The sequence below is a fragment of the Arthrobacter sp. MYb224 genome (assembly GCF_002975455.1).
Taxonomy (GTDB): Bacteria; Actinomycetota; Actinomycetes; order Actinomycetales; family Micrococcaceae; genus Glutamicibacter.
The window spans coordinates 90,961-110,922 of the sequence record NZ_PCPU01000011.1 but is presented as its reverse complement, the minus strand read 5'-3'; the positions used below and the strand labels follow the sequence as shown (position 1 = coordinate 110,922).

19 protein-coding genes are annotated in these 19,962 nt (G+C 60.4%); 5 read left to right on the top strand and 14 right to left on the bottom strand.

The genetic code is table 11. The annotated features are described in order from the left end of the window. Window positions 1–62: 62 nt before the first annotated feature. The gene (locus CQ017_RS16520) at window positions 63–932 is read right to left on the bottom strand and encodes a VOC family protein (protein ID WP_105554621.1); all 870 of its coding nucleotides are present in this window, start codon (window positions 930–932) and stop codon (window positions 63–65) included. 232 nt (window positions 933–1,164) lie between these two features. Between CQ017_RS16520 and CQ017_RS16515 the strand changes: the two genes are divergently transcribed. Together CQ017_RS16515 and CQ017_RS16510 are read left to right on the top strand one after the other, a co-directional pair. Further along, complete coding sequence (locus CQ017_RS16515; RefSeq protein WP_181148264.1) at window positions 1,165–2,256, top strand: thermonuclease family protein; 1,092 nt, start codon at window positions 1,165–1,167, stop codon at window positions 2,254–2,256. Between the two features lie 220 nt (window positions 2,257–2,476). Continuing rightward, a complete protein-coding gene (locus tag CQ017_RS16510; RefSeq protein WP_105554619.1) occupies window positions 2,477–4,189 on the top strand; it encodes an AMP-binding protein in 1,713 nt (570 codons plus the stop codon). Window position 4,190: 1 nt separating this feature from the next. On the opposite strand, the gene CQ017_RS16505 is transcribed toward CQ017_RS16510, so the two are convergent. Then, window positions 4,191–5,207: an iron chelate uptake ABC transporter family permease subunit gene (locus CQ017_RS16505; protein WP_105554618.1), complete on the bottom strand. Its 1,017-nt coding sequence runs from the start codon at window positions 5,205–5,207 to the stop codon at window positions 4,191–4,193. Further along, a complete protein-coding gene (locus CQ017_RS16500; RefSeq protein ID WP_258133774.1) occupies window positions 5,204–6,151 on the bottom strand; it encodes an iron ABC transporter permease in 948 nt (315 codons plus the stop codon). The genes CQ017_RS16505 and CQ017_RS16500 overlap by 4 nt, the downstream gene beginning before the upstream one ends. Window positions 6,152–6,372: 221 nt before the next feature. Between CQ017_RS16500 and CQ017_RS16495 the strand changes: the two genes are divergently transcribed. After that, window positions 6,373–7,359 carry an iron-siderophore ABC transporter substrate-binding protein gene (locus CQ017_RS16495; RefSeq protein WP_258133773.1) on the top strand — a complete coding sequence of 329 codons (987 nt, stop codon included), beginning with the start codon at window positions 6,373–6,375 and terminating at the stop codon, window positions 7,357–7,359. A 126-nt stretch (window positions 7,360–7,485) separates the two neighbouring features. Here the strand turns inward: CQ017_RS16495 and CQ017_RS18450 are convergent, their stop codons facing one another. Next, window positions 7,486–7,614: a hypothetical protein gene (locus CQ017_RS18450; protein ID WP_258133772.1), complete on the bottom strand. Its 129-nt coding sequence runs from the start codon at window positions 7,612–7,614 to the stop codon at window positions 7,486–7,488. 341 nt (window positions 7,615–7,955) lie between these two features. Here CQ017_RS18450 and CQ017_RS16490 point away from each other — a divergent pair, with 341 nt between their 5' ends. Beyond that, entirely contained in the window at window positions 7,956–8,165 is a 210-nt protein-coding gene (locus CQ017_RS16490; RefSeq protein WP_096287876.1) for a hypothetical protein, read from the top strand. A 159-nt stretch (window positions 8,166–8,324) separates the two neighbouring features. Here the strand turns inward: CQ017_RS16490 and CQ017_RS16485 are convergent, their stop codons facing one another. The 10 genes from CQ017_RS16485 to CQ017_RS18200 all read right to left on the bottom strand — a co-directional run bounded on the left by CQ017_RS16485 (window position 8,325) and on the right by CQ017_RS18200 (window position 18,587). Beyond that, entirely contained in the window at window positions 8,325–8,528 is a 204-nt protein-coding gene (locus CQ017_RS16485; RefSeq protein WP_105554615.1) for a hypothetical protein, read from the bottom strand. A 371-nt stretch (window positions 8,529–8,899) separates the two neighbouring features. Next, complete coding sequence (locus tag CQ017_RS16480; RefSeq protein ID WP_146112521.1) at window positions 8,900–9,262, bottom strand: hypothetical protein; 363 nt, start codon at window positions 9,260–9,262, stop codon at window positions 8,900–8,902. 123 nt (window positions 9,263–9,385) lie between these two features. Continuing rightward, window positions 9,386–10,651 (bottom strand): Fic family protein, encoded by a 1,266-nt coding sequence (locus CQ017_RS16475; protein WP_105554614.1) that lies wholly within the window; start codon window positions 10,649–10,651, stop codon window positions 9,386–9,388. Between the two features lie 93 nt (window positions 10,652–10,744). Beyond that, window positions 10,745–11,392, bottom strand: a complete 648-nt coding sequence (locus tag CQ017_RS16470; RefSeq protein ID WP_105554613.1) for a DUF6308 family protein — start codon at window positions 11,390–11,392, stop codon at window positions 10,745–10,747. Between the two features lie 834 nt (window positions 11,393–12,226). Further along, window positions 12,227–13,435 carry a hypothetical protein gene (locus CQ017_RS16465; RefSeq protein ID WP_105554612.1) on the bottom strand — a complete coding sequence of 403 codons (1,209 nt, stop codon included), beginning with the start codon at window positions 13,433–13,435 and terminating at the stop codon, window positions 12,227–12,229. Between the two features lie 252 nt (window positions 13,436–13,687). Further along, window positions 13,688–13,816 (bottom strand): hypothetical protein, encoded by a 129-nt coding sequence (locus CQ017_RS18445; RefSeq protein ID WP_255248468.1) that lies wholly within the window; start codon window positions 13,814–13,816, stop codon window positions 13,688–13,690. 185 nt (window positions 13,817–14,001) lie between these two features. Continuing rightward, the gene (gene ffh / locus CQ017_RS16460; RefSeq protein ID WP_105554611.1) at window positions 14,002–15,567 is read right to left on the bottom strand and encodes a signal recognition particle protein; all 1,566 of its coding nucleotides are present in this window, start codon (window positions 15,565–15,567) and stop codon (window positions 14,002–14,004) included. A 161-nt stretch (window positions 15,568–15,728) separates the two neighbouring features. Further along, a complete protein-coding gene (locus tag CQ017_RS16455; RefSeq protein WP_105554610.1) occupies window positions 15,729–16,292 on the bottom strand; it encodes an RloB family protein in 564 nt (187 codons plus the stop codon). Continuing rightward, a complete protein-coding gene (locus CQ017_RS16450; RefSeq protein WP_105554609.1) occupies window positions 16,292–17,620 on the bottom strand; it encodes an ATP/GTP-binding protein in 1,329 nt (442 codons plus the stop codon). Before CQ017_RS16450 ends, CQ017_RS16455 begins: the two co-directional genes overlap by 1 nt. Before the next feature lie 823 nt (window positions 17,621–18,443). Beyond that, the gene (locus CQ017_RS18200) at window positions 18,444–18,587 is read right to left on the bottom strand and encodes a hypothetical protein (RefSeq protein ID WP_181150582.1); all 144 of its coding nucleotides are present in this window, start codon (window positions 18,585–18,587) and stop codon (window positions 18,444–18,446) included. A gap of 190 nt (window positions 18,588–18,777) precedes the next feature. On the opposite strand from CQ017_RS18200, the gene CQ017_RS16445 reads away from it, so the two are divergent. Beyond that, a complete protein-coding gene (locus tag CQ017_RS16445) occupies window positions 18,778–19,935 on the top strand; it encodes a hypothetical protein (RefSeq protein ID WP_105554608.1) in 1,158 nt (385 codons plus the stop codon). Window positions 19,936–19,962 lie beyond the last annotated feature (27 nt).

The window sequence follows — 19,962 nt, the reverse complement described above, 5'->3', positions numbered from 1 at the left end:
AAAGGCCACCGCGAAGGATACCGAGCATCCTTCGCGGTGGCCTTTGCCCGTGGTCGGCGGGGTTAGCCGACCGCCACGCGCAGCTGGTTGTTCCATGGATCCATGAAGCGCAGCTCGGCACCGGTGTGGTGGTTTTCCACCTTCGCGAAGCTCAAGCGTTCGGCGAGCTTGCCGACCTCATCCTCGGTCGGGACGTTGATCAGCACCTCGCCCAATCCGAGGGTGTCCTTGCGCGGTCCTGCGCCGCGCGAATTCCACACGTTCATCGCCATGTGGTGGTGGTAGCCGCCGGCCGAGACGAACAACGCCTGGTTGCCCAGGGACGTGGTCTCATCGAAGCCCAGGGTATTGACGTAGAACGCCCGGGCGGTGTCCACGTCTCCTACCTGCAGGTGCACGTGGCCGATTTCCGCCTCCGCGGTACGCTGCGCGGCAATGGCCTGCTCGCTCAGGTGCGAGCTGAGGAAAGCGTTCGGGTCCAGGTGCACGGTGTCCATGGCCACCTGCCCATCGGACCACGACCACGCCTCGCGCGGGCGGTCCCAGTACAGCTCGATGCCGTTGCCTTCCGGGTCGGTGAAGTAGAAGGCCTCGGAGACCAGGTGGTCCGAGCTGCCCACGAAGCGGCTCTGGTCGAATTGCGCGGCGGAGAGCACCGTGGCGGCGAGATCCGCTTGGGTCTCGAAGAGCAGCGCGGTGTGGAAGAGGCCGGCCTCACCGGCGGCCGGCAGCTGGAGCCCCGGAGCGTGCTGCAGGTTCACCAAGGTCTGCGTGCCGCGGCCGAGGCGCGTGCCCTGGGCCGATTCGCCCAGCACCTCAAGCCCGAGGGCCTGCTGGTAGTAGCCGCTCATGGCCTTCATGTCCCCCACCTTGAGCTGCACGGCGTTCATCTGGAGGTCTGCGGAGAGCTTGTCTGCTTGGAGGATCGTCATGATGAGAGGCCTTTCTGTGTACCGGTCGACTGTTCTTGATTACTACCCTACTCCAGTTTACTTGAAGCTTCAAGTGTTTTGCCGATTACCTGCAAGTGTTCTCCAATACCCTCGGGCCCGCCACCCGCGGTTCACAATCGGATTTAAGTTGACGCGACAATGTTTCTCTTCTTGAATGAGCGAAGGGAGCTCATCACCCCACCCCACTCGCAGCTTCAAAAGGAAGTCATCAATGAGCAAGAAAAGAACCGCCTGGATTTCGATCGGCGTAACGGCCGCCCTGGTCACCGGCGGCGCGGTATACGCGGGCACCTTGAATAGTGACTCGCGCGGCACGGTAGTCCGCGTGATCGACGGGGACACCGTGGATATGCGCATCGCCGGCGAGGAAACCCGCGTGCGGCTCCTGAACATCGACACCCCAGAGACGGTGGACCCGGATAAGGCCGTCGAATGCATGGGCCCCGAAGCCTCCGACTACCTCAAATCGCTGCTCGCCCCAGGGGACAAGGTGAAGCTCGAGTACGACATCGAACGCACCGATAGGTATGGACGCACACTGGCCGGTGTCTACAAGGATAAAAGCCTGATAAATGCCGAGATCGCGGCCGCCGGTCTTGGCATCGCGGTCAAATATGAGCCGAACGTCCGATTCTATGACGAAGTGCTTCGGGCAGAGAAGGAAGCATCGACCACGACCGCCGGGCTCTTCGACCCAAACGCCGAATGCACTATCCCAGCAAAGCTGGAAGAAGCCACGCAAGCTCTGGGCCAGCTTGGCGACGCTCCGGCGGACTCGATCAACGAAGCCGAAAGCCTGGCCGGAGAGGCCGCTGCCGCCATAGCACTCGGACAAGGCGCCAAAAGCGCACTGGACAAGCTCACGCCGAACACGCATCCCGTTGCTTATGCGCTACTCGCCACGCACTTTGCCAAGAACGTAGCGAATCTCGATACATCAATATCGCGTGCAAACGGCATCGAACAAGCACATCAAGACCATAAGACCGCTCTGATCAAGGCCGAGGAAGAGCGAAAGGAAGCCGAAAAGAAGAAAAAAGAGGAAGCAGCAAAGAAAAAGAAGGCAGCGGAAGAAAAAGCAGCCGAAGAACAGCGCCGCGCAGCCATAGAGCGACAGCAACAAGCTGCCGAACAAAAGGCCGCCGAGCAACGTCGCCTCCAGCAGCAGAAACCGAAACCGGCCGCACCCAAGGTTCAGCAGCCGCGACCGAAAACTCAGCAGCCGCGCCAGCAGGGACCCAGCAACTACACCGGTCCGCGCTGCTACGCACCCGGTGGCAAGTCATGGAAGCCGTGCCCCTAGAGCCCGCCACGGCGGCCTGGCTTCACCCAACCCCTCGGATTCCCCGCTGGTACGCGGTGGCCCCGAGGGGTTTGCCATCTCCATTCCCCTCGGACCCGCCACTCGGCTGCCGCGAATTCAAAAAGCAGCGCGCGGGTGCTTTGAAATGCTTTGACATCCAAGTAGATTGGCACGTAACGCAGGTCACCTTTTGAAGCCACACGGAAGTTGGAGGACATCTATGAACGTCAGCGAGGAATTCCGCGCCGCCCGCAATCAACTCTTGGAGCTCCGCAAGGATTATTCAAAGGCCAGGGAGTCCTTCAGCTGGCCCGAGTTCACCCACTTCAATTTCGGCACCGACTGGTTCGACCACCTCGCCGCGGATCCGCAGCGAGGCGAGGAACCGGCCCTGATCATTACCGAACTCGATGGCAGTTCGACGCGGCGCACCTGGCGAGAACTCTCGGCCCGCTCCACCCAGCTCGCGCGCTGGCTCAGCGACCAGGGAGTGCAGCGCTCGGATTCGATCGCCGTGATGCTCGGCAACCAGGTTGAGCTGTGGGAAACGATGCTTGCCGGCATCAAGCTCGGGGCGGTGCTCGTCCCCTGCACCACCCAACTGACCCCGGCAGACCTCGAAGACCGGATCGAACGCGGCCACGTGTCCTGGATGATCACCAATGAGTCGGAGATGCACAAGTTCGAGACGGTGCGCGGAGACTACCGGCTGATCCAGATCGGCGGCGCACCGGCCGCCGGGATCCTCAGCTACGAGGACTCGCTCACCGCCGAGGCCGAGTTCGAATTGAGCGAGCCGACCCGGGCCGATGAGACCCTGCTGCGCTACTTCACCTCGGGCACGACCTCCAAGGCAAAACTCGTCGAGCACACCCACACCTCCTACCCGGTGGGGCATCTGAGCACGATGTTCTGGATCGGCCTGGAGCCAGGAGACGTGCACCTGAATGTGGCCTCCCCGGGCTGGGCAAAACACGCCTGGTCAAATCTGTTCACCCCGTGGATCGCCGAGGCCACGGTCTTCATCTACAACTATGAACGATTCGACGCCGCGGCGCTGATGGGCCAGATGGCCAAGGAGCAGGTCACCAGCTTCTGCGCGCCGCCCACCGTGTGGCGGCTGCTGATCCAGGCGGACCTGTCGCTGCTTCAAACTCCCCCGATCAAGCTGGTCTCCGCCGGGGAACCGCTCAACGCCGAGGTCATCGATCAGGTGCAGCGCGCCTGGGGCCAGGTGATCCGCGACGGCTTCGGGCAAACCGAAACCACCGTGCAAATCGCCAACCCGCCCGGAGAGCGCATCACCATCGGCGCGATGGGCCGTCCGATGCCCGGATACGAGGTGGTGCTCCGCGATCCGGCTACCGGCGTGGAAGGCGATCTCGGCGAGATCTGCCTGGTGACCGCGCCGCGGCCCCTGGGGCTGATGAAGGGCTATTTCGAGGACGCGGAGAAGACCGCCGAGGTGTTCCGGGACGGAGTTTACCACACCGGAGACATCGCCGAACGCGATGAACACGGGGTGCTCACCTATGTGGGCCGCGCCGATGACGTGTTCAAGTCCAGCGACTACAAGCTCAGCCCCTTCGAGCTGGAATCGGTGCTGATCGAGCACCCCGGCGTCGGCGAGGCGGCGGTGGTCCCGGCGCCGGATGACCTGCGCTTGACGGTGCCCAAGGCGTATATCGTCCCGGCGGCGGGCTATGAGCCCTCCCCCGAACTGGCGGAGAGCATCCTGGGCTTCTGCCGCGAGCATCTGGCGGCCTACAAGCGCATCCGCCGGATCGAATTCGCCGACCTGCCCAAGACGATCTCGGGCAAGATCCGCCGGGTCGAACTGCGCCGGGCCGAGGAAGACCGGCACCGCACCGGCGTAGTCGCGGGCACCGAATTCCGCGATTCGGACTTTCCCGCGCTGCGTCCGCGCGCCTAGCTCAGGCGCTGCGCACCCGCGTCTGGCGGATCACCAGATAGATCAGGTACGGCGCGCCGATCACGGCGGTGGCCACGCCCGCGGGAAGCACCACGGAGAATAGCCGGGCCGCGGCCAAATCCGCAAGCAGCACGAAGATGGCACCGACCAGCGCGCTATGCGCAACCGGCGGCACGGTGCTGCGCGCAATCAAGCGCGAAGCGTGCCCGCTGGCCAGCGCGACGAAGGCCAGCGGCCCGGCAATCACCGTCGCGGCCACCGCCAGCGCGGTGGCCAGGCCCAGCATGATGATGCGGTCCCGGCCCAGGTCCATGCCCAGCGCGCGGGAGGTATCCGAGTCCAGGGCGAGCACTTCGCGCTGGTTGCGCAGCGCCGCGGCCAGCGCGACGCCTATGGCGATGACCAGCGGGGCGATGGCCAGATCCGCCCAGGAAACGCCGTTGACGGTGCCCGCCATCCAGGTCAATGCCTGCTGCGCGTTGTACACGTCGCCCAGGGTCAGCATCCACGAGGTCAGCGCGGCGCAGAGCCCGCTCATGCCCAGTCCCACGAGCACCAGCCGGTTGCTCTCCAGCGAGCTGTGCCAGACCAGCGAGAAGACCAGCGCCGAGACCAGCAGCCCGCCCAGCGTGGCGGCGATCGGCAGCCCGTAGGCGTGCAGGAACATCGGCAGGCCCTGCACCTGGCTGGTGAGCGCCAGCAGCGCGACGGCGCCGAGCGCCGCACCGTTGGTCACGCCGAGGATATCCGGGCTGGCCAGCGGGTTGCGCGCCACGGTTTGGGTCAGCGCACCGGCCACGCCGAAGCCGACGCCGGCGCATAAGGCCGCGAGGCTGCGCGGCAGCCGGAATTCCATAATGGCCAGCTCGGTGCGTGGATCCGGGGATATGCCGAGCAGGCTGCCGACCACGTCGGGCAGCGGAATTGGGGTGCCGCCGATGGAAAGATGCAGGCAGAGCACCGCCAGCGTGGCCAGGAACAGCAGCAGCGCCGTCGGCGCGGTGCGTCGGGCGCTCATACGGTGACCGGCTTGCGTCGTCGGGCCACGTAGATGAAGAAGGGCGCCCCGAGCATGGCCACCACCACGCCGACCGGGAGCTCGCCGGGACGCGCCAGCATGCGCCCGAGCACGTCGGCGACCACCAGCAGCAACGCTCCGCAGACCGCGGAGCCCGGGATCACCCAGCGGTAGTCCGCGCCGAAGATCCGCCGCGCCACATGCGGCACCAGCAGGCCGAGGAAGGCGATGGGCCCGGCGAGGGTGACGGCCAGACCGGAGAGCATCACGATCGCCGCCAACCCGATGCCGCGCGCCCGGGGCGCGGTGATGCCCAGGGCCCGGGCCGAATCTTCACCGAGGGTCAGGGCATTGAGCCCGCGCGCATTGGCCATGGCGAGCCCGGTCCCGGCCAGCAGCAGCGGCCAGAGCGCCAGGAACGAATCGTAGCCTTGGACCACGGAACCGACCTGCCAGAAGCGCAGCGTCTCCAATGCCGCCTCGCTGAGCAGTACGATGGCGGAGACCACTCCGGCGCACAGCGCGGTCACCGCCGCTCCGACGAGCACCAGGGTGATCGGCGAGGCGCCGCGTCCGTCCACCCGGCCGATGCCGAAAACTATCAGGGACGCCGCCAATGCGCCGCCCAGCGCCAGCAGTGCCTGCGGCCAGGGCTGCAGCGGTCCGGAGAACACGGCCACCGAGACGATGGCCAGCGCGGCTCCCTGGTTGATGCCCAGCAGGCCCGGTTCGGCAATGGGGTTGCGGGTATGGCCCTGGATCAGGGTTCCGGCCATGCCCAGCGCGGCCCCGGCGGCCAGCGCAGTGACGGTACGCGGCCAGCGGATCTCCCGGATGGCGATGTCGCTGACCCGCTCATCGGGGCTGAAGAGGGCATGGCGCAGTTCGGCGATGCTCGAGGTGCTGCTGCCGATCCAGAGGCTCAGCAGCACCGCGGCGATCACACCGAGGGAAAGGGCGAGGAGGCTGGCGGCCCGTGCTGTGCTACGTGAAATGACTCATTACCCTTCGTGCGACGCGGGATGTTGCCCAAGTGGGCCAGAACCATGCTACTGTACATTTCGCAGATTGAGTTTACCCTTACCTAAGCTCGCGTCTAAGAATTAGACTATGCGCCAATAAGTAAATCATCTTCACGGAAAGCACTCGCATGCATACTTCGCGCTTGATCGGCCTCACTGCAGCCTTGGCCGCCGCAACCCTCACCCTCGCATCCTGCGGCGGCGCCGCAACCTCCGAGACTCCCGCCAAGGAAAATGCATCCGCAGATTCCGGCTTCCCGGTCACCATCGAGCACTTCCGCGGAAAGACCGAGCTGGCCGAACGCCCGCTGCGCGTGGCGGCGCTGGATCCGTCCTATGTGGACGCCACGCTGCTGCTTGGCGCCGAACTCGTTGCGTACACCGAGTACCGCAAGTCCGGCAACCCCTTCCCCGAATACCTCGGCGACGTCACCGAGCTGACCGAGGACGCGGTGAACGTTGGCACCACCACCGAGCCGGATCTCGAAAAGCTGCTGGCCGCAGACCCGGACATCATCATCTCGGCCGACGTGCGCCAGGGCGGCATGTATGACCAGCTGAATAAGATCGCCCCGACCGTCTTCTCCGAGTCCACCGGACCGACCTGGAAAGAGAACGTCGTGCTGCTGGGCGAGACGCTGGGCAAGAAGAGCGAGGCGGAGCAGGCAGTGGCCGACTACGAAACCCGCGCGGCCGCCGTGGGCAAGGAAATCCTTGCGCAGCAGGCGGATACCACCTACTCGCTGGTGCGCTTCGCCGGCGAAGACACCGCCCGGCTCTACGCCACGGATTCCTTCATCGGTGAAATCATGGCGGATATGGACATCCCCCGCCCCAAGGACGCTCCGGACACCACCGAGTCCATCTTCGTACCGCTGTCTTCCGAGGAGATCCTGAAGGCCGACGCCGAGGTCATCTTCCAGTCCACCTGGGCACCGGAAGGCGCCGAGGGCGACGCGTCGCGGGATCAGGAAAAGAAGTTCACCTCCAACCCGCTGTGGAAGAAGCTCACCGGCGAGGTGCTGCCGGTGGACGACTCGATCTTCCTTTCCTCGGTCTCGCTCCAGGGCGCCAACGAGGTCATCACCCAGGTGGCCGAGCACTTCGACGTGGATCCGCAGCTGTCCTAAGGCTGCTTGCCCGCCAATAACCGGCGGCAGAACGCCATCGAGCCCCTGCCCGGCGATCATTCGCTGCGGTACAGGGGCTCGATTGGTGTTTAGTGCTTAGGCACAGCGCTCATGGCTGGCTCTTAATTATTTGGCTGACTTCCGCACCGGCTCGGTGACCGTATCAGCGTGCTTCAAGCGCTTTTCGGCGCGCTTTTCCTTGATGGACTTGCCGGGTTTTTTCGCATCGCTCTTGCGTGGTGACTTGTTCGACATAATGTGCCGTCCTTGCCGGAAATGCTGGGCATTTCCAAAAATGGGGAGGGTACCCCGTTAGCCCTAGCCTAGGATATGCGGCAGTTTTTCTCTAGCTTTCGTCCGCCAGCGAAATGCGATTGTACGGTGTTGCAGCTGGATACCGAAAAAGCAGTCCGTAGAAAAATCTCCATCCGGGATTCGGGCTCGGACCTGCATTGGCGGATTCAACACAAGACGCTTGCGAGTTCTTTCCCCTGGGGATCCAGAATCCTTCGAGACCATCGGGAAGATATCCCTAAGCGATAGCCGGTGGATCGCTTTCTATCAGATAACCGGATAAACGATAGAAGGTACGCCACGTGGTCGCGCGCAACATGTCAACTCCCGTTTCTGCCGGTCTTCTGGCGGACATCGGCGCCTACCACCGCTGCCTCGATGCGTACCGCGATGGCAATCCCGAGCCGATCATCACGCTCTGCTCGGAAGCCTCATTCCGGGCAATCAGGAACGGCACACAACTTGCCGAGGACGTCACATCGATTGCAGACTTCTGGAAAGCCGACCCGTGATAAATGCCGCGGTTCTGGAAGCAGAGCTGGGACTCGACTACCTCAGGTCCAAACGGGGCAGATTCTGGCTCGCTCCCGAGATGCTCAATGCCCTGGAAGCCTTCGCAGAACGGGCAGACCGCCGGTAGCAGTCGGGTTCCGTCTAGAGCGCCTGCGCGCTCAAAAGGACTGCATGAGCTGCGGCCGGATGCTATCAACCAGCTGTTCCTCAACCGAGCAACCGAGTTCATTTTCTATCCCGCGGGCGCCCACGCTGGCGATCGCGAAGTTCACCACTTCGCGATTCGAGCCGCAAAACGAGGCAAAAGAAAGTTTGCCCTCATCCATATGGGCAATTTCTGAAATGGCAACAACTGTGAGCACGAGGCTTTGCCATCAAGCCGCGCCGAGGAGTTCATCGCCTCGATCAGGTTTGAAAGAGATGAAGCTGTCCGTCAGTCTTTAAAGCTTGTCGATACGATCACATTCAGCGGACGTACCTGGGTTGAGCGGCAGTAGAAGTTCGCCGCGATCTACTTTCGGTTTGAAAGTTCTGCCGTGAATAACAGTCGGCACCAACCTCGGCGAAGTGAAGCTGCCCCATGCTTCCTTGGATGGGTTGATGCAGGCTCGGTTTTGGGATGAATGGGTTTGAGAGAATCAGTTGGCTATCGCATAGCTGCAGGACTGCCCAATGGGACCCAACCAGGACCCCTCAACAATCGAGAGGCCCGTCTCCTGACAGATCCACTGGTTCAACCTACGTAGCCGTTCGCGAAGGACTTAGCGGCTTCAGCCACGTCCTTGTACCGCTCTTCGCGAATGGCTTTCGGAGGCAACTCGTAATCGAGCTGCTCGTTAACCGGGGTCGGCCATGCGGCAGCGATCTCCTGCGATTGGTTCTGGGCAATGCATGAAGCTTGATCCAGGAGGAAGCGAAGCCGGGCAGCGGACGCCGCGGTGGGCTTCAGCGCCCCACTGCTCCACTTGCGTACCTGGCCTGGGTCTTTGACTCCTGCGCCGGAAGCGATCAGCACCATGGGCAGGAAGCCAGTGAGTGCTTCAACGACCTCTGATTCTGCAGCCCGGACCGAGTGGCCACGCGCTGAAGTTGGCATGATAGTCATTGGGAGCCTCCCTCACCTAGGTTTGCCTCTCCGTCATACGCCGTTTTCCTCCCGCATGACACTCCTATGACTGGAATATCCCTGCATAGTCACTGCTAGGAGTCCCTCTGCACTTCAACCGCGCACGCGTCGGCCAGCTCTGGAGGCAAAGTTGTCCAACGCCTCAATGACCTTCGGTGCGACCCATACCCGGTGTCCGTTGATATGTCCCGAAAGCTTCAGGGCTCCCAATTGTTCCAGGCGATCGATATTGCGGTATGCGGCGCTGGAGGACTGCCCTGCAGTGTCACTGAGCATCTGGGCGGTGATGGCCGGCTCACGCACGATCAGCTCGATTGCCCACTTCAGCCCTTCACCTGGGGTGCGTCCGAACCCGGCGTAGATCTCTTGGCGAATGATGCGGATATCCTCTGCCAGTTGCCGCCCATTGGCGGTGGCCCGGAAGGTGGATTCTGCGAACATCTCCACAATCGGTTCAATCTGCCCCTCGCGGAAAGCTCCCAACGCATCGAAGTACGCCTTGGTGTCCGTCAGCAGGCCAGAAGAGACGGGAATGGTGACCTTCTCGGTAACCCCCTTGTTCCTCAGCATGGACCCAACCAATGCGCGTCCGGTGCGTCCGTTGCCATCCGGAAAAGGATGGATGGTCTCAAATTGAGCGTGGGCGATCGCCGCTTGGGTCAGCGCCGGGATGTCATCACGCTGCATGAAGCTGATCAGGTCCTCCATGGCCTGCGGAACTCGTTCATGGCTAGGAGGCACGAACATGGCTGCGTGCGGGGAATTGCCGCCGATCCACACCGCTTCGGTGCGGTAGCGACCCGCCATTTCCGGTTCAGAGCCAGCCATCAAGGCACGGTGCATGGCCAGGATGTTGGTTTCATCCAGGTTGTCGGCCAAGTCGACTGCGGCCACCATCGCGGAGATGTTCGAGGCCACCAGAGCTGCGTTGCTGCTGGAGCGGTCCCCTAACTGGGCCAATGCGATGCGTTTAGCCCCGACGGTCAGGTTCTCGATTTGGGAGCTGGCTGCGGATTCGCTTCGCAGGAGCAGGGCTGCGAATGGTGCGGCGTCGTCACCCAAGTCGCGGTCGAAGCGGACCGTTTCGATGGTCGCTTCCTCCACCAGCGCTGCGGCCTGTCCGGAGATTGCCGGGTTGGCGTTAGCGATGTTGGGGACGATGGCAGCTTGGTAGGGACCTCGTGCTCTCAGTCGCTGTCGTCGCGACTGGGCCGGATCGTGCTGTGCTTCCCATTGCTTTTCCTCATAGGCAATGGATGGCCATTCGGCTGCCGGTAGGCTGACTCCTGGTTCGGAACGGTGACGCTGAGCGAACTGCGCTCCAGAGCTGATACCTCGTGGGACACGTGGTTGATCCAAGGAGTCTCCCCTTTCTCGGGTGGGAATGCCTAGGTTCTATATTCCCACATTGTCAGATATATGGGAATACGAGCGGTAGCGACTACCACTTAGCTACTGCCGCCGAGGAGTACCTAAGTCCCACCCGACGATATCGAGGGCGCGCAGCGGTGTGATGGAGACCGCGGGGTCGGCCATGGCTACGATTTCTTGCCACACGGACATTTGTTGCACCACATCCCTTTGCAGTTCCGGCAGCCAGGCGATGGCGAAGTCACGATGAGTCCGCGACCCGATCGGTGGCACCGGTGCCGCGCCGATCAGGCTGTAGCAACGGCGAATGTTCTCGTCGAAGAGCGGGATGAGCTCAGGACGTTTGCGATGCAAGACCTTCAGCAACTTCGTCTTGCCTACCTGCGTCGTTGGCTTAGCACCCAGGATCCCAAAGAAGTCAGTGATGGTCTCCAGAGTTTCTAGCGAAGCTTCGGCAAACGGCTCGTCTTTTGGGAGTCGTGCTAAGACTTCATTCATATCCGGTATGCGGGACTGCAACCCGTAATAAATCGGGATCGGTTTCTGACCGGCGTTCAAAAGGCAAATAGCCAGCAAGTCAGCATCACCTACCTGATCGCTGTCAGTGCCGGGATAAGCATCATAGGCCGGATAAGCATACCGCCCAATGCCCCTCAAATAGTCTGCAGCGTACTCGAGCACTTCATCTCGCGGCTTTTCGGCTCCGCCAACCTTCACCATTTCGCTCATCCGAGAATCTTGGCATGCTTGCGCGTATCGCCGAGCTTTGATGAGCCGCTCCCCATCGAATCCAGAGAACCCAGATTTGCATAGGTCCACTTGCAGATCTACGAAGTCTTCGCTGCTCCTTCGCCTGGCAGTCCATCACGCACGCTCAATGGGTCTCCGATGCGTTCCGCTCAGGGCCGGTGCCGAGGTGAAAATGTTAAAGTCTAATGGAACAGTCCTAAGGCCCAGTGGACATGACGAAGCGGATCACCCGAAGATAGCTCGCCTCGCGAATCGCCATGCATCAGGAGTTGGTGATGTAATTCGAATGCGCCACCCCTGACAGGGCCCGGTTGATGAACGGGCTCAGCGACCTGCTCATGGTCCTGAAGAAGCCAGGCCCCGTCATGCTTGAGTACAGGAAGCGGCCGACCGGTAGAGCATCAATAAGTCCAGGTTCAGGCTGTCCTTTCGCATCAGCCGCTTCGCTCTGGGACGATGGCTCCGCTCTCGTCTGCAGCGCCCGGATTCGCCGATCCCTATTTCCGGTGCCGCGGCTAGACGCAGGTCCGTGGTTGCCGACGACCGAATTGATCTGCATACCAGACCCACCAGCAATCAACGGAAGAGGGACCCCCGGCTGCCCGCACGCCGATTCGGACCATGGGTTGACCGGCCGCGGCCGCTGGGCTCGTTGCAGTGGTGGTCGCCTCCGAAGGAGTACTTCTCCAGAGCCGGTGTGAGCGCCAAATTCGGATCCCACTGACTGCGAATCTTGCCTTCCAGTACTCATAGCTTCGCCGCCCTTCTACGGGTGGCTAAATCAAGCTGGGATGCGACGCCGAGCTAGTCGCTTCAGGAAGACTTGGCTTGCTGCAGCACCGGTTCCAACGCTTCCTTGACTCCCCTGGCCAGGTAATACACACCGTCCGAGTACCAGAAGAACATGAGGCCCCGGCGCAGCGGCTGAGGCACTCGGGACAGCCTTGGCGAAGTCTTCATGGCACGGTTTGCGATGGCTCCGGCGGCCAGGACGGCCACGCTGGAGAAAATCAACGCCCGGGGGCTCCACCCGGTGCGGGAGAGCAAACCCATCAGGCCGGTGGCCTCGCGTTCGAACTCTTCGAAGGTGACGCGGATCGAGTCCAGTACCCCGTGGACATGGATTTCCCGTGCGTCTTCGGGAACCGGTGCGCCCGAGAGGAAGTCGATGCTCCGCGGGTCATAGCCATGAAGTGTCAGGAATCTTTTGAGATTGTTCGCCGAGCGAGGCGCGCGCAGAATCGATTTTGCTTCTTCCCGCGCGGGGCCGGCTGCCAGCAGCTGATCCGCGATCTCATAGTCGTCCGCGTAGACCCCGTCGTTCCACTCGTCCATTGCATGCAACAGCAACTGCGCATCGCTGCCGGTACTGGCCTGAAGAATCCTCATGCGTTCCAGATCGATCTGGTAGGACAGGTGGTCGGGGAAGAGCTGCGGCCGCAGCGGGCCCTTGGAGTGGATCGATGCGGTGAGCACACTGCCGCTGCGCGTCAGCGTCAGGTACGGCCGGCTGGACCGCGAGACGTTGGGCTCTTCCAATGGATTACTGGGCAGGACCGTCAGCCCGGCGAGATTTCTGAATACCGTGAAGGTCTTGCCTTCGACGCTCGGGGAAAGTGTCAGATCCGAGACCTTCAGGGTAGCGCCCTGGAATAACTGCGCGTCCGGAGCGTACTGGCCAAGCTGTTCTTCTCCCGGGGCCGGGCCGTCCAATTCCTCGCCGTTGATCAAGACATACCGCGCACCGCTTGCCGCTTTGAGATTGTGGGCCAGCTCCGTGAGCCGCGGGCCTTGGATGAGTACATCTTCCGGGCCGAGCTGGCACAGCACCGGGTCCCTGGCATCGTTCAATGTCGCCAGTTCGGCGAGCACCTCCGTGGCATGCTCCCGGGATCTCGCACCGTCGATAAAACCGACGAGCCGATGTTCGGCGAGGACGGCGTGGACATCAGCGGCCGCTTCAGGCTTTGAACCGGCGAAGATAAATTCAAGGTTGATAAAGCTGAACTCATTATCGTCCACGATCTAGGACCCCTTTTTCACGCTTTGATCAATCGATTTCTCACTAGTTTAGGCATGGGCAGGAATCACGCGAAATCCTGTCTCATTCGGGCATGGCGTCGGGGTGAAGCAGTTTCGGCCCGCGCTGCCTGCTTGAGAAAATCTTGGAAAGCAGCAAGCCTCCGCCGGACGGTGGCTAACCGAGAGGCAGAGGCTTGGCTAGGCGCTGTCTTTAGGCCGCTGATTCGCTACCTAAGGATCGGACGCTGATGCTTATTTGGCGTTTTTACGTGCTGATTCGGTGAGGGAATCAGCACTCTTCAGCCGCTTCTCGGCGCGTTTTTCCTTGATGGATTTTGCGGGCTTCTTCGCTTCGCCCTTGCGTGGTGACTTGTCGGACATGATGTGCCGCCTAGCTGGAAATGCCGTGCACTTCCAAAATACGGGGAGAGTACCCCTGCCTTCCATCCTACGGCGCGTGAACCGGAGCCGAAACCAGTGGTCTCGATAACTGGCGTAGCGCAAAGAAAACTGCGCCCCGCGAACCGAAAAGGTTCACGAGGCGCAGTCTGGTAAAAACTGGAGAATTACTTGTTGCCCAAGTACTTCTCAAAACCTGCTGGCAGGTTCAGGCTCGACGGATCGAAGTCCTGCTGGGCGCCCTGACCGAAGGCCGAACCGGCAGGCGCCGCGGACTTCTTGGTCTTGGCTTCCAGCTCGGCCTGCGCGGCCTTGGCCGGGTTGCCGAACTTCGCCTGCTTCTTGCCCTTGCCCTTGGCTTTCGCCTTGCGCGCGGCACCCTTGCCAGCCCCTGGCATTCCCGGCATGCCGCCGCCGGCGGCCATTTTCTTCATCATCTTCTGCGCTTCGGTGAAACGCTCGAGCATCTGGTTGACCTCGGAAACCGCGACACCGGAACCCTTGGCGATACGCGCACGGCGCGAACCGTTGATGATCTTCGGAGCCACGCGCTCGTGCTGGGTCATCGAGCGGACGATGGCCTCCACGCGGTCGATCTGGCGCTCGTCGAACTGCTCGAGCTGCTGGCGGGAGATCTGCGAGCCGGGCATCATGCCCAGCATCTTCTTCATCGAGCCCATCTTCTTGATCTGGGCCATCTGGGCGAGGAAGTCGTCCAGGGTGAAGTCTTCCTGGTCGGCGAACTTCTTCGCCATCCGCTCGGCTTCGCCCTTGTCCCAGTTCTTCTCGGCCTGCTCGATGAGCGTCATCACGTCGCCCATGTCCAGGATGCGCGAGGCCATGCGGTCCGGGTGGAAGATCTCGAAGTCGTCCAGGTTTTCGCCGGTGGAGGCGAACATGACCGGCTTGCCGGTGATCGAGGCCACCGAGAGGGCCGCGCCACCGCGGGCGTCGCCGTCCAGCTTGGAGAGCACCACGCCGGTGAAGTCGACGCCTTCGTGGAAGGCCTGGGCGGTGTTGACCGCGTCCTGGCCGATCATCGCGTCGATGACGAAGAGGACTTCGTCCGGGTCGATGGCTGCGCGGATGTTCGCGGCCTGGGCCATCATCTCGGTGTCCACGCCCAAGCGGCCGGCGGTATCGACGATGACGATGTCGTGCAGCTTGGCCTTCGCCTCGGCGACACCATCGCGGGCTACGGTTACCGGGTCACCGGTGGCAGTGTCGAATTCCGAGGAGACGCCCGGGTGCGGGGCATAGACCGGAACGCCTGCGCGTTCACCGTTGATCTGCAGCTGCTTAACCGCGTTGGGACGCTGCAAGTCACAGGCCACCAGCAGCGGGGTGTGGCCTTCGGACTTCAGATGCTTTGCGAGCTTACCGGCCAGGGTGGTCTTACCTGCACCCTGCAGACCGGCGAGCATGATTACCGTCGGAGGATTCTTGGCCAGGTTCAGGCGGCGGGTTTCGCCGCCGAGGATGCCAACGAGTTCCTCGTTGACGATCTTCACAACCTGCTGCCCCGGGTTCAGCGACTCGGAAACCTCCAGGCCCAGTGCGCGTTCCTTCACCTGGGCTACGAAGGCGCGAACCACCGGTACGGCGACGTCGGCGTCCAGCAGGGCGCGGCGAATTTCGCGGGCGGTACCGTCAATGTCGGCCTCTGTCAGGCGACCCTTGCCGCGCAAGTTCTTGAAGGTCGCTGTCAGGCGATCGGAAAGTGAATTAAACACGTGCCGGGCACTTCTTTCGATAGGTCTTACGGTGCGCATAAAAAATCACACAGGACTCGATTACTTAGAATATCAAGAATCGGGCGCGCTCCAACATTACGGGAGATGGAGGTGATACATCCTACTGTGATAGCAAGCGGGAAGGCCGGGTTACTTTTCTCTTATTTTGAGGTAAGGATGTCAATTAGCCATGGCATGCCAGTCGATGAGTTAGGACCAATCTCCCCAGGTCCCAACTTCGGATCAGCTCGGCGTGCGATTTGGCATGCACGTTTATAATTCTCGACGGGGAATTTGGGCGATAACGATTTCTCCTTCTCGAAAATCTTTTGCTCACTCATCATCCGGTCCAGTTGCTTCGATTCGAAATGAGACACACTTTCAACTACGTGCCAAAGCAACCAGACCTCAAACTTGAGATTGGATACAACAACGCTGATCTCGTTGCGAGCCGCCAGAGCCAGCGCTTCCTTCAACTTTGCATGCGTGTCTACATCTATCAGGCAAACTGCGATATCGAAGGGATCAATTGCCTTGTCTCGAACAGCCATGCATTTTTGCACGATCTTGACAGGATCTCGGCCTACACCAACAGTGCGAATCGTTACGGATTCTCCAGACGTTCCCAAAATCTGCTTCAACGAATCAATATACTGCGGCTCCGTTACTGTCCCTTCAGTACAAATCAGAATCCGTTTCTTTTCAGACCTCTTACGGCGCGCCACTAGCTATCATCCGATCCGATCACTCTTGCCAGCAGGCTCGGAGCCGTACGTGGCACGGCGCCATATCGTCCCGCGAGATATCGACGTTCAAAGTTGGCGTCCTTCGGATGAGGGAAATCTGCTAGCGAATAAATCTCCGTTGCACCGTCTGTATCTTTATCTGCGAACCAAATTTGCTCGGCTTCAAGATCAAAACCAGATTCCGGAGACAGAAGATTTGTGTCATGACTGGTGAACAGGAGCTGAGCACCAAAGCGGTTGATTCGAGGATTCAGAAAGAGGCTGATTACCAGCTCAACTAAATGCGAGTGGAGGCTGTTGTCAAGTTCGTCGACCACCAGCATTGTCCCGTATCGCAAAGCCTCTACTGCAGGAGTAATTAATGAAAGCCAGACGATAGTGCCTGCACTTTCCTCGTTGACCCCGAAAGCCCGAGGGTCTTTTTTCCTGCCCTTATGCAAAAATTCCAGGGTTCGAACTACAGCATCGGATTCAAGGGGTTCGATATGAATCCGCTTCTCTTCACCAACAATCTTTTCGGCTTCAGAATCAACGAGTTCCGCAAATATTTTCATTAGTCGAACAGCTTCTGGAGGAGCTTGATCTTCCTTGACGGAAATCGACCGAACACCGATATCGGCAACTTGCAGAAGGGTCGTCAAGTCCTCAAAGCTCATCTCCTGCTGCAGCAATGAGTCGGTGATGCTTGCGAGTCGGCGTTCTCTATTCGTGTCACCAAATGGTGCGAGTTCGATCCCATCTAACAATGATTTGCCGAGGCCAGTAAGCTCTTCATGCTCCAGCAGAATTGCTCGCGAAAGGATCAGTTCACGTCGAGTTACAGCAACCAACCCACTCTTCTCCTTAAAGCGAACTTGGGTGGGCGACTCAGAACTACGGTCACGATCAATTAGCGTTCGCCAGCGGGTGCGAGGAAGATCAAGCAACCATTCTTTTTCGATTCCCTCCGGGGTAACTGTGAAACCATATTTATGACGCACGCCCTCGAATACCCAATCGAATTCATACGAACTAGGCCCCTTAGCTGACTCATCGTCAAGAGCGAACGGAACATGTACCATTTCCGGCCTCTGTTGCCAGAGTGTAGACGAATGGTTAATCGCCGCTTGGGCGTACTTGAATGCGTCAATGAGCGTAGATTTACCGGAGGCGTTCGGGCCGAATACACCAACCACAGGATAAGTGACGGCAGACCAATCGTCATCGGCGCCCGGCTTCAACTTCTTAAAGCTGGGACGCATAAACTCCAAAGTGCACTCATCACGAATACTCTTATGGTTCGATACCGTAAAGTTGAGTAGCAACATACTCTAATCATAGCTTAGAGTCGAGAAATTTGACGATTACCGTCAAAATTTGATAGCTCAGATAATTCTCGATACGTGAACTCCCTGAGAAATCTCCGAAGGTCACGACTTGCTGAGTAAATTTCCCATCTTAAAAGCGCACTTTACGAGCGCCACACAACCTCGCGAATCCGTTAAATACTATGCACGCTAACCCGTGAGACTCTCGCGAACTAAGGACTCCCCTCTAACCAGAGCGGAGCCTGGACGGGCTTGGTCGTATTTGGCCGACATTCCCCCTTCTGAAACTATCGCCTCTCACGGAATCACCAGCGTCCACACGCGTGCAATCCCCCATATCGTTTCGTTCGCATCTCATTGCCCAAATAGCAGCTACAGCTACCGATAAAGAATATTCGGGGCACTGCATTCGCGTGTTAGTGATGCAGCAGATACGTTATCTCCCTACCTTCCCCAAAACAGGGAGCTGACGGTATATGACAGCTCAATATGACATGTTGGTTATCTTGCGCGGCATTGGTCTGTTATTTGCTTCGGCTTGAAAAGGTTGACCACACCCAAGTAGGGCGCGTCTCGCTAGAGGGTTGCCTAGCAAGAAGCTAATTTCAGACGGATTACCAGGGCCACGAATAACCACTGGCACGGAAACTTCGCTGCGGCACGACAATAGCCCCGGCAAAATACTTCTTGTTTCATGGACCCAGCAGATATCTGTCCTCGCCATAGATCAGATTCGAGTCCCGGCCGAAGATTCCGTGTGGTATAACGGTCATCACCGGCTTTCGTATTGATCGTCGTCCGAGGCGTTCAGATCCGGGTCCTCTCAGATCGCGGGATCGTCTTCGTCGAATAAGCCGTCATCCCCTGTGCCGTTGCGGGTTTCCTGCTCGATGTCCTCCTCCTCCGGCGGCTTCACCTTGCCGAGAAGGTTTTCAATCTTTTCCTTGGCCTCTTCGAAGAATGACATGATGCTCCTCTGCATTGCGCGCGGCGCCGATTCTGCCCTTGGCGGGATAATTGCGAGAATTCCACATCGACTCGGAGAGCGCAAGGAATTCCGGGCAAGGCGGAAGACTTTCTGGCTCTGCGCTGGCTTGATTCTCCCAAAAGACTGAGATTGCTTGGCGATCGACACTGCGGTTCATAGAGTGGGCATAGTGGCAGCCGCCGCCGAAAAATACCGTGCCGCACTTCGGAGGTCCATCATTCCAAAGCAACAGCCCGCCGTGCGCACCGTGGGATTGCTTGCCGACCCGGGGATCGCTCAGGTGCTGGCAGGCAAGGTGCGCGAACGCTTGGAAAACGCATTGAATAGCGAGGATCAGGATCAAGTCCGCTGGTCGGTCAAGGTCGGCCCGCTCACGCTGCCGCTGGATGAATCCGGGCAAGTGATGCTCAATCGGCACGTCGGTGCGCTGCGCGAGAAGTTCGGCTGGGAGTACATCATCTATCTCACCGATATCCCGCAATACGGCCAAGGCAAGCCGGTGGGTCGAAGCATCAGCCAGCTCCACGGGGCCGCGACGCTGGTGGTGCCGAGCCTGGGGATGGCCCGCCCGCGCAATCTCACCAGCGCGTTGGTTGACATCATGGGCGAATTGGCCAGCGATCGGAAGCCGATTATGCCGACGTCTCTGTCGGCTCGAGCCTTCTCGGTGAGCGGAAGCCTGGACGAGCCGAGCGAAGATGGCCAATCATCAACCAGATATGTCAGCCTCAAGGGTCTGCGTGGACGAATTTTCCTGGTCTGCGGAATGGTGCGCAGCAACAGGCCATGGCGGCTGGTCCCCCGGTTGTCCTCGGCCCTCGCCGGCGCCGCGGCCACCGGTGCCTTCGGCGTGTTCTACACCAGCATCTGGTCCATGGCCGACTACCTCAGCAGCCTCCGTCTGGCGCTGATTACCGTGGTCAGCATCCTATTGTTCGGGCTATGGCTGCTGTTCCATAACAGGCTCTGGGAACGTCCGCGCGGCAAGCACTACCGCGAGCGTCTGGTGCTCTACAACACCTCTACGGTGCTGACCGTAATGCTGGCGGCAGGCGCAATGTACCTTTTGCTGTTCGTCGCGCTCTTGCTCGGTTCGCTGGTGGTCATCGATCACGGATTCCTCGCCTACCAGCTGCGCCATCCGGTGGGCTTCGCCGAGTACTTCAACCTCGCCTGGCTGGCGGCGTCGCTGGGAACCCTGGGCGGGGCCATCGGGTCGAGTTTCGACCAAGTCGAATCGATCCAGCAAGCGACCTTCAGCCAGCGCGAATATGAACGCCGGAATATGGATTTCGGTGTGGACGGCAGCGGAACGCAGAAGCCTTGAATCACGCCGGCTGCGCTGCGCCACTTG

Coding starts and splice junctions, on each gene's coding strand:
- CQ017_RS16505 (WP_105554618.1), bottom strand. CDS start 5,207: ATGAGCGCCCGACGCACCGCGCCGACGGCGCTGCTGCTGTTCCTGGCC.
- CQ017_RS18450 (WP_258133772.1), bottom strand. CDS start 7,614: ATGTCGAACAAGTCACCACGCAAGAGCGATGCGAAAAAACCCGGCAAG.
- CQ017_RS16470 (WP_105554613.1), bottom strand. CDS start 11,392: ATGAGCGAAATGGTGAAGGTTGGCGGAGCCGAAAAGCCGCGAGATGAA.
- CQ017_RS18200 (WP_181150582.1), bottom strand. CDS start 18,587: ATGTCATTCTTCGAAGAGGCCAAGGAAAAGATTGAAAACCTTCTCGGC.
- CQ017_RS18445 (WP_255248468.1), bottom strand. CDS start 13,816: ATGTCCGACAAGTCACCACGCAAGGGCGAAGCGAAGAAGCCCGCAAAA.
- CQ017_RS16510 (WP_105554619.1), top strand. CDS start 2,477: ATGAACGTCAGCGAGGAATTCCGCGCCGCCCGCAATCAACTCTTGGAG.
- CQ017_RS16520 (WP_105554621.1), bottom strand. CDS start 932: ATGACGATCCTCCAAGCAGACAAGCTCTCCGCAGACCTCCAGATGAAC.
- CQ017_RS16515 (WP_181148264.1), top strand. CDS start 1,165: ATGAGCAAGAAAAGAACCGCCTGGATTTCGATCGGCGTAACGGCCGCC.
- CQ017_RS16480 (WP_146112521.1), bottom strand. CDS start 9,262: ATGCCAACTTCAGCGCGTGGCCACTCGGTCCGGGCTGCAGAATCAGAG.
- CQ017_RS16450 (WP_105554609.1), bottom strand. CDS start 17,620: ATGTTGCTACTCAACTTTACGGTATCGAACCATAAGAGTATTCGTGAT.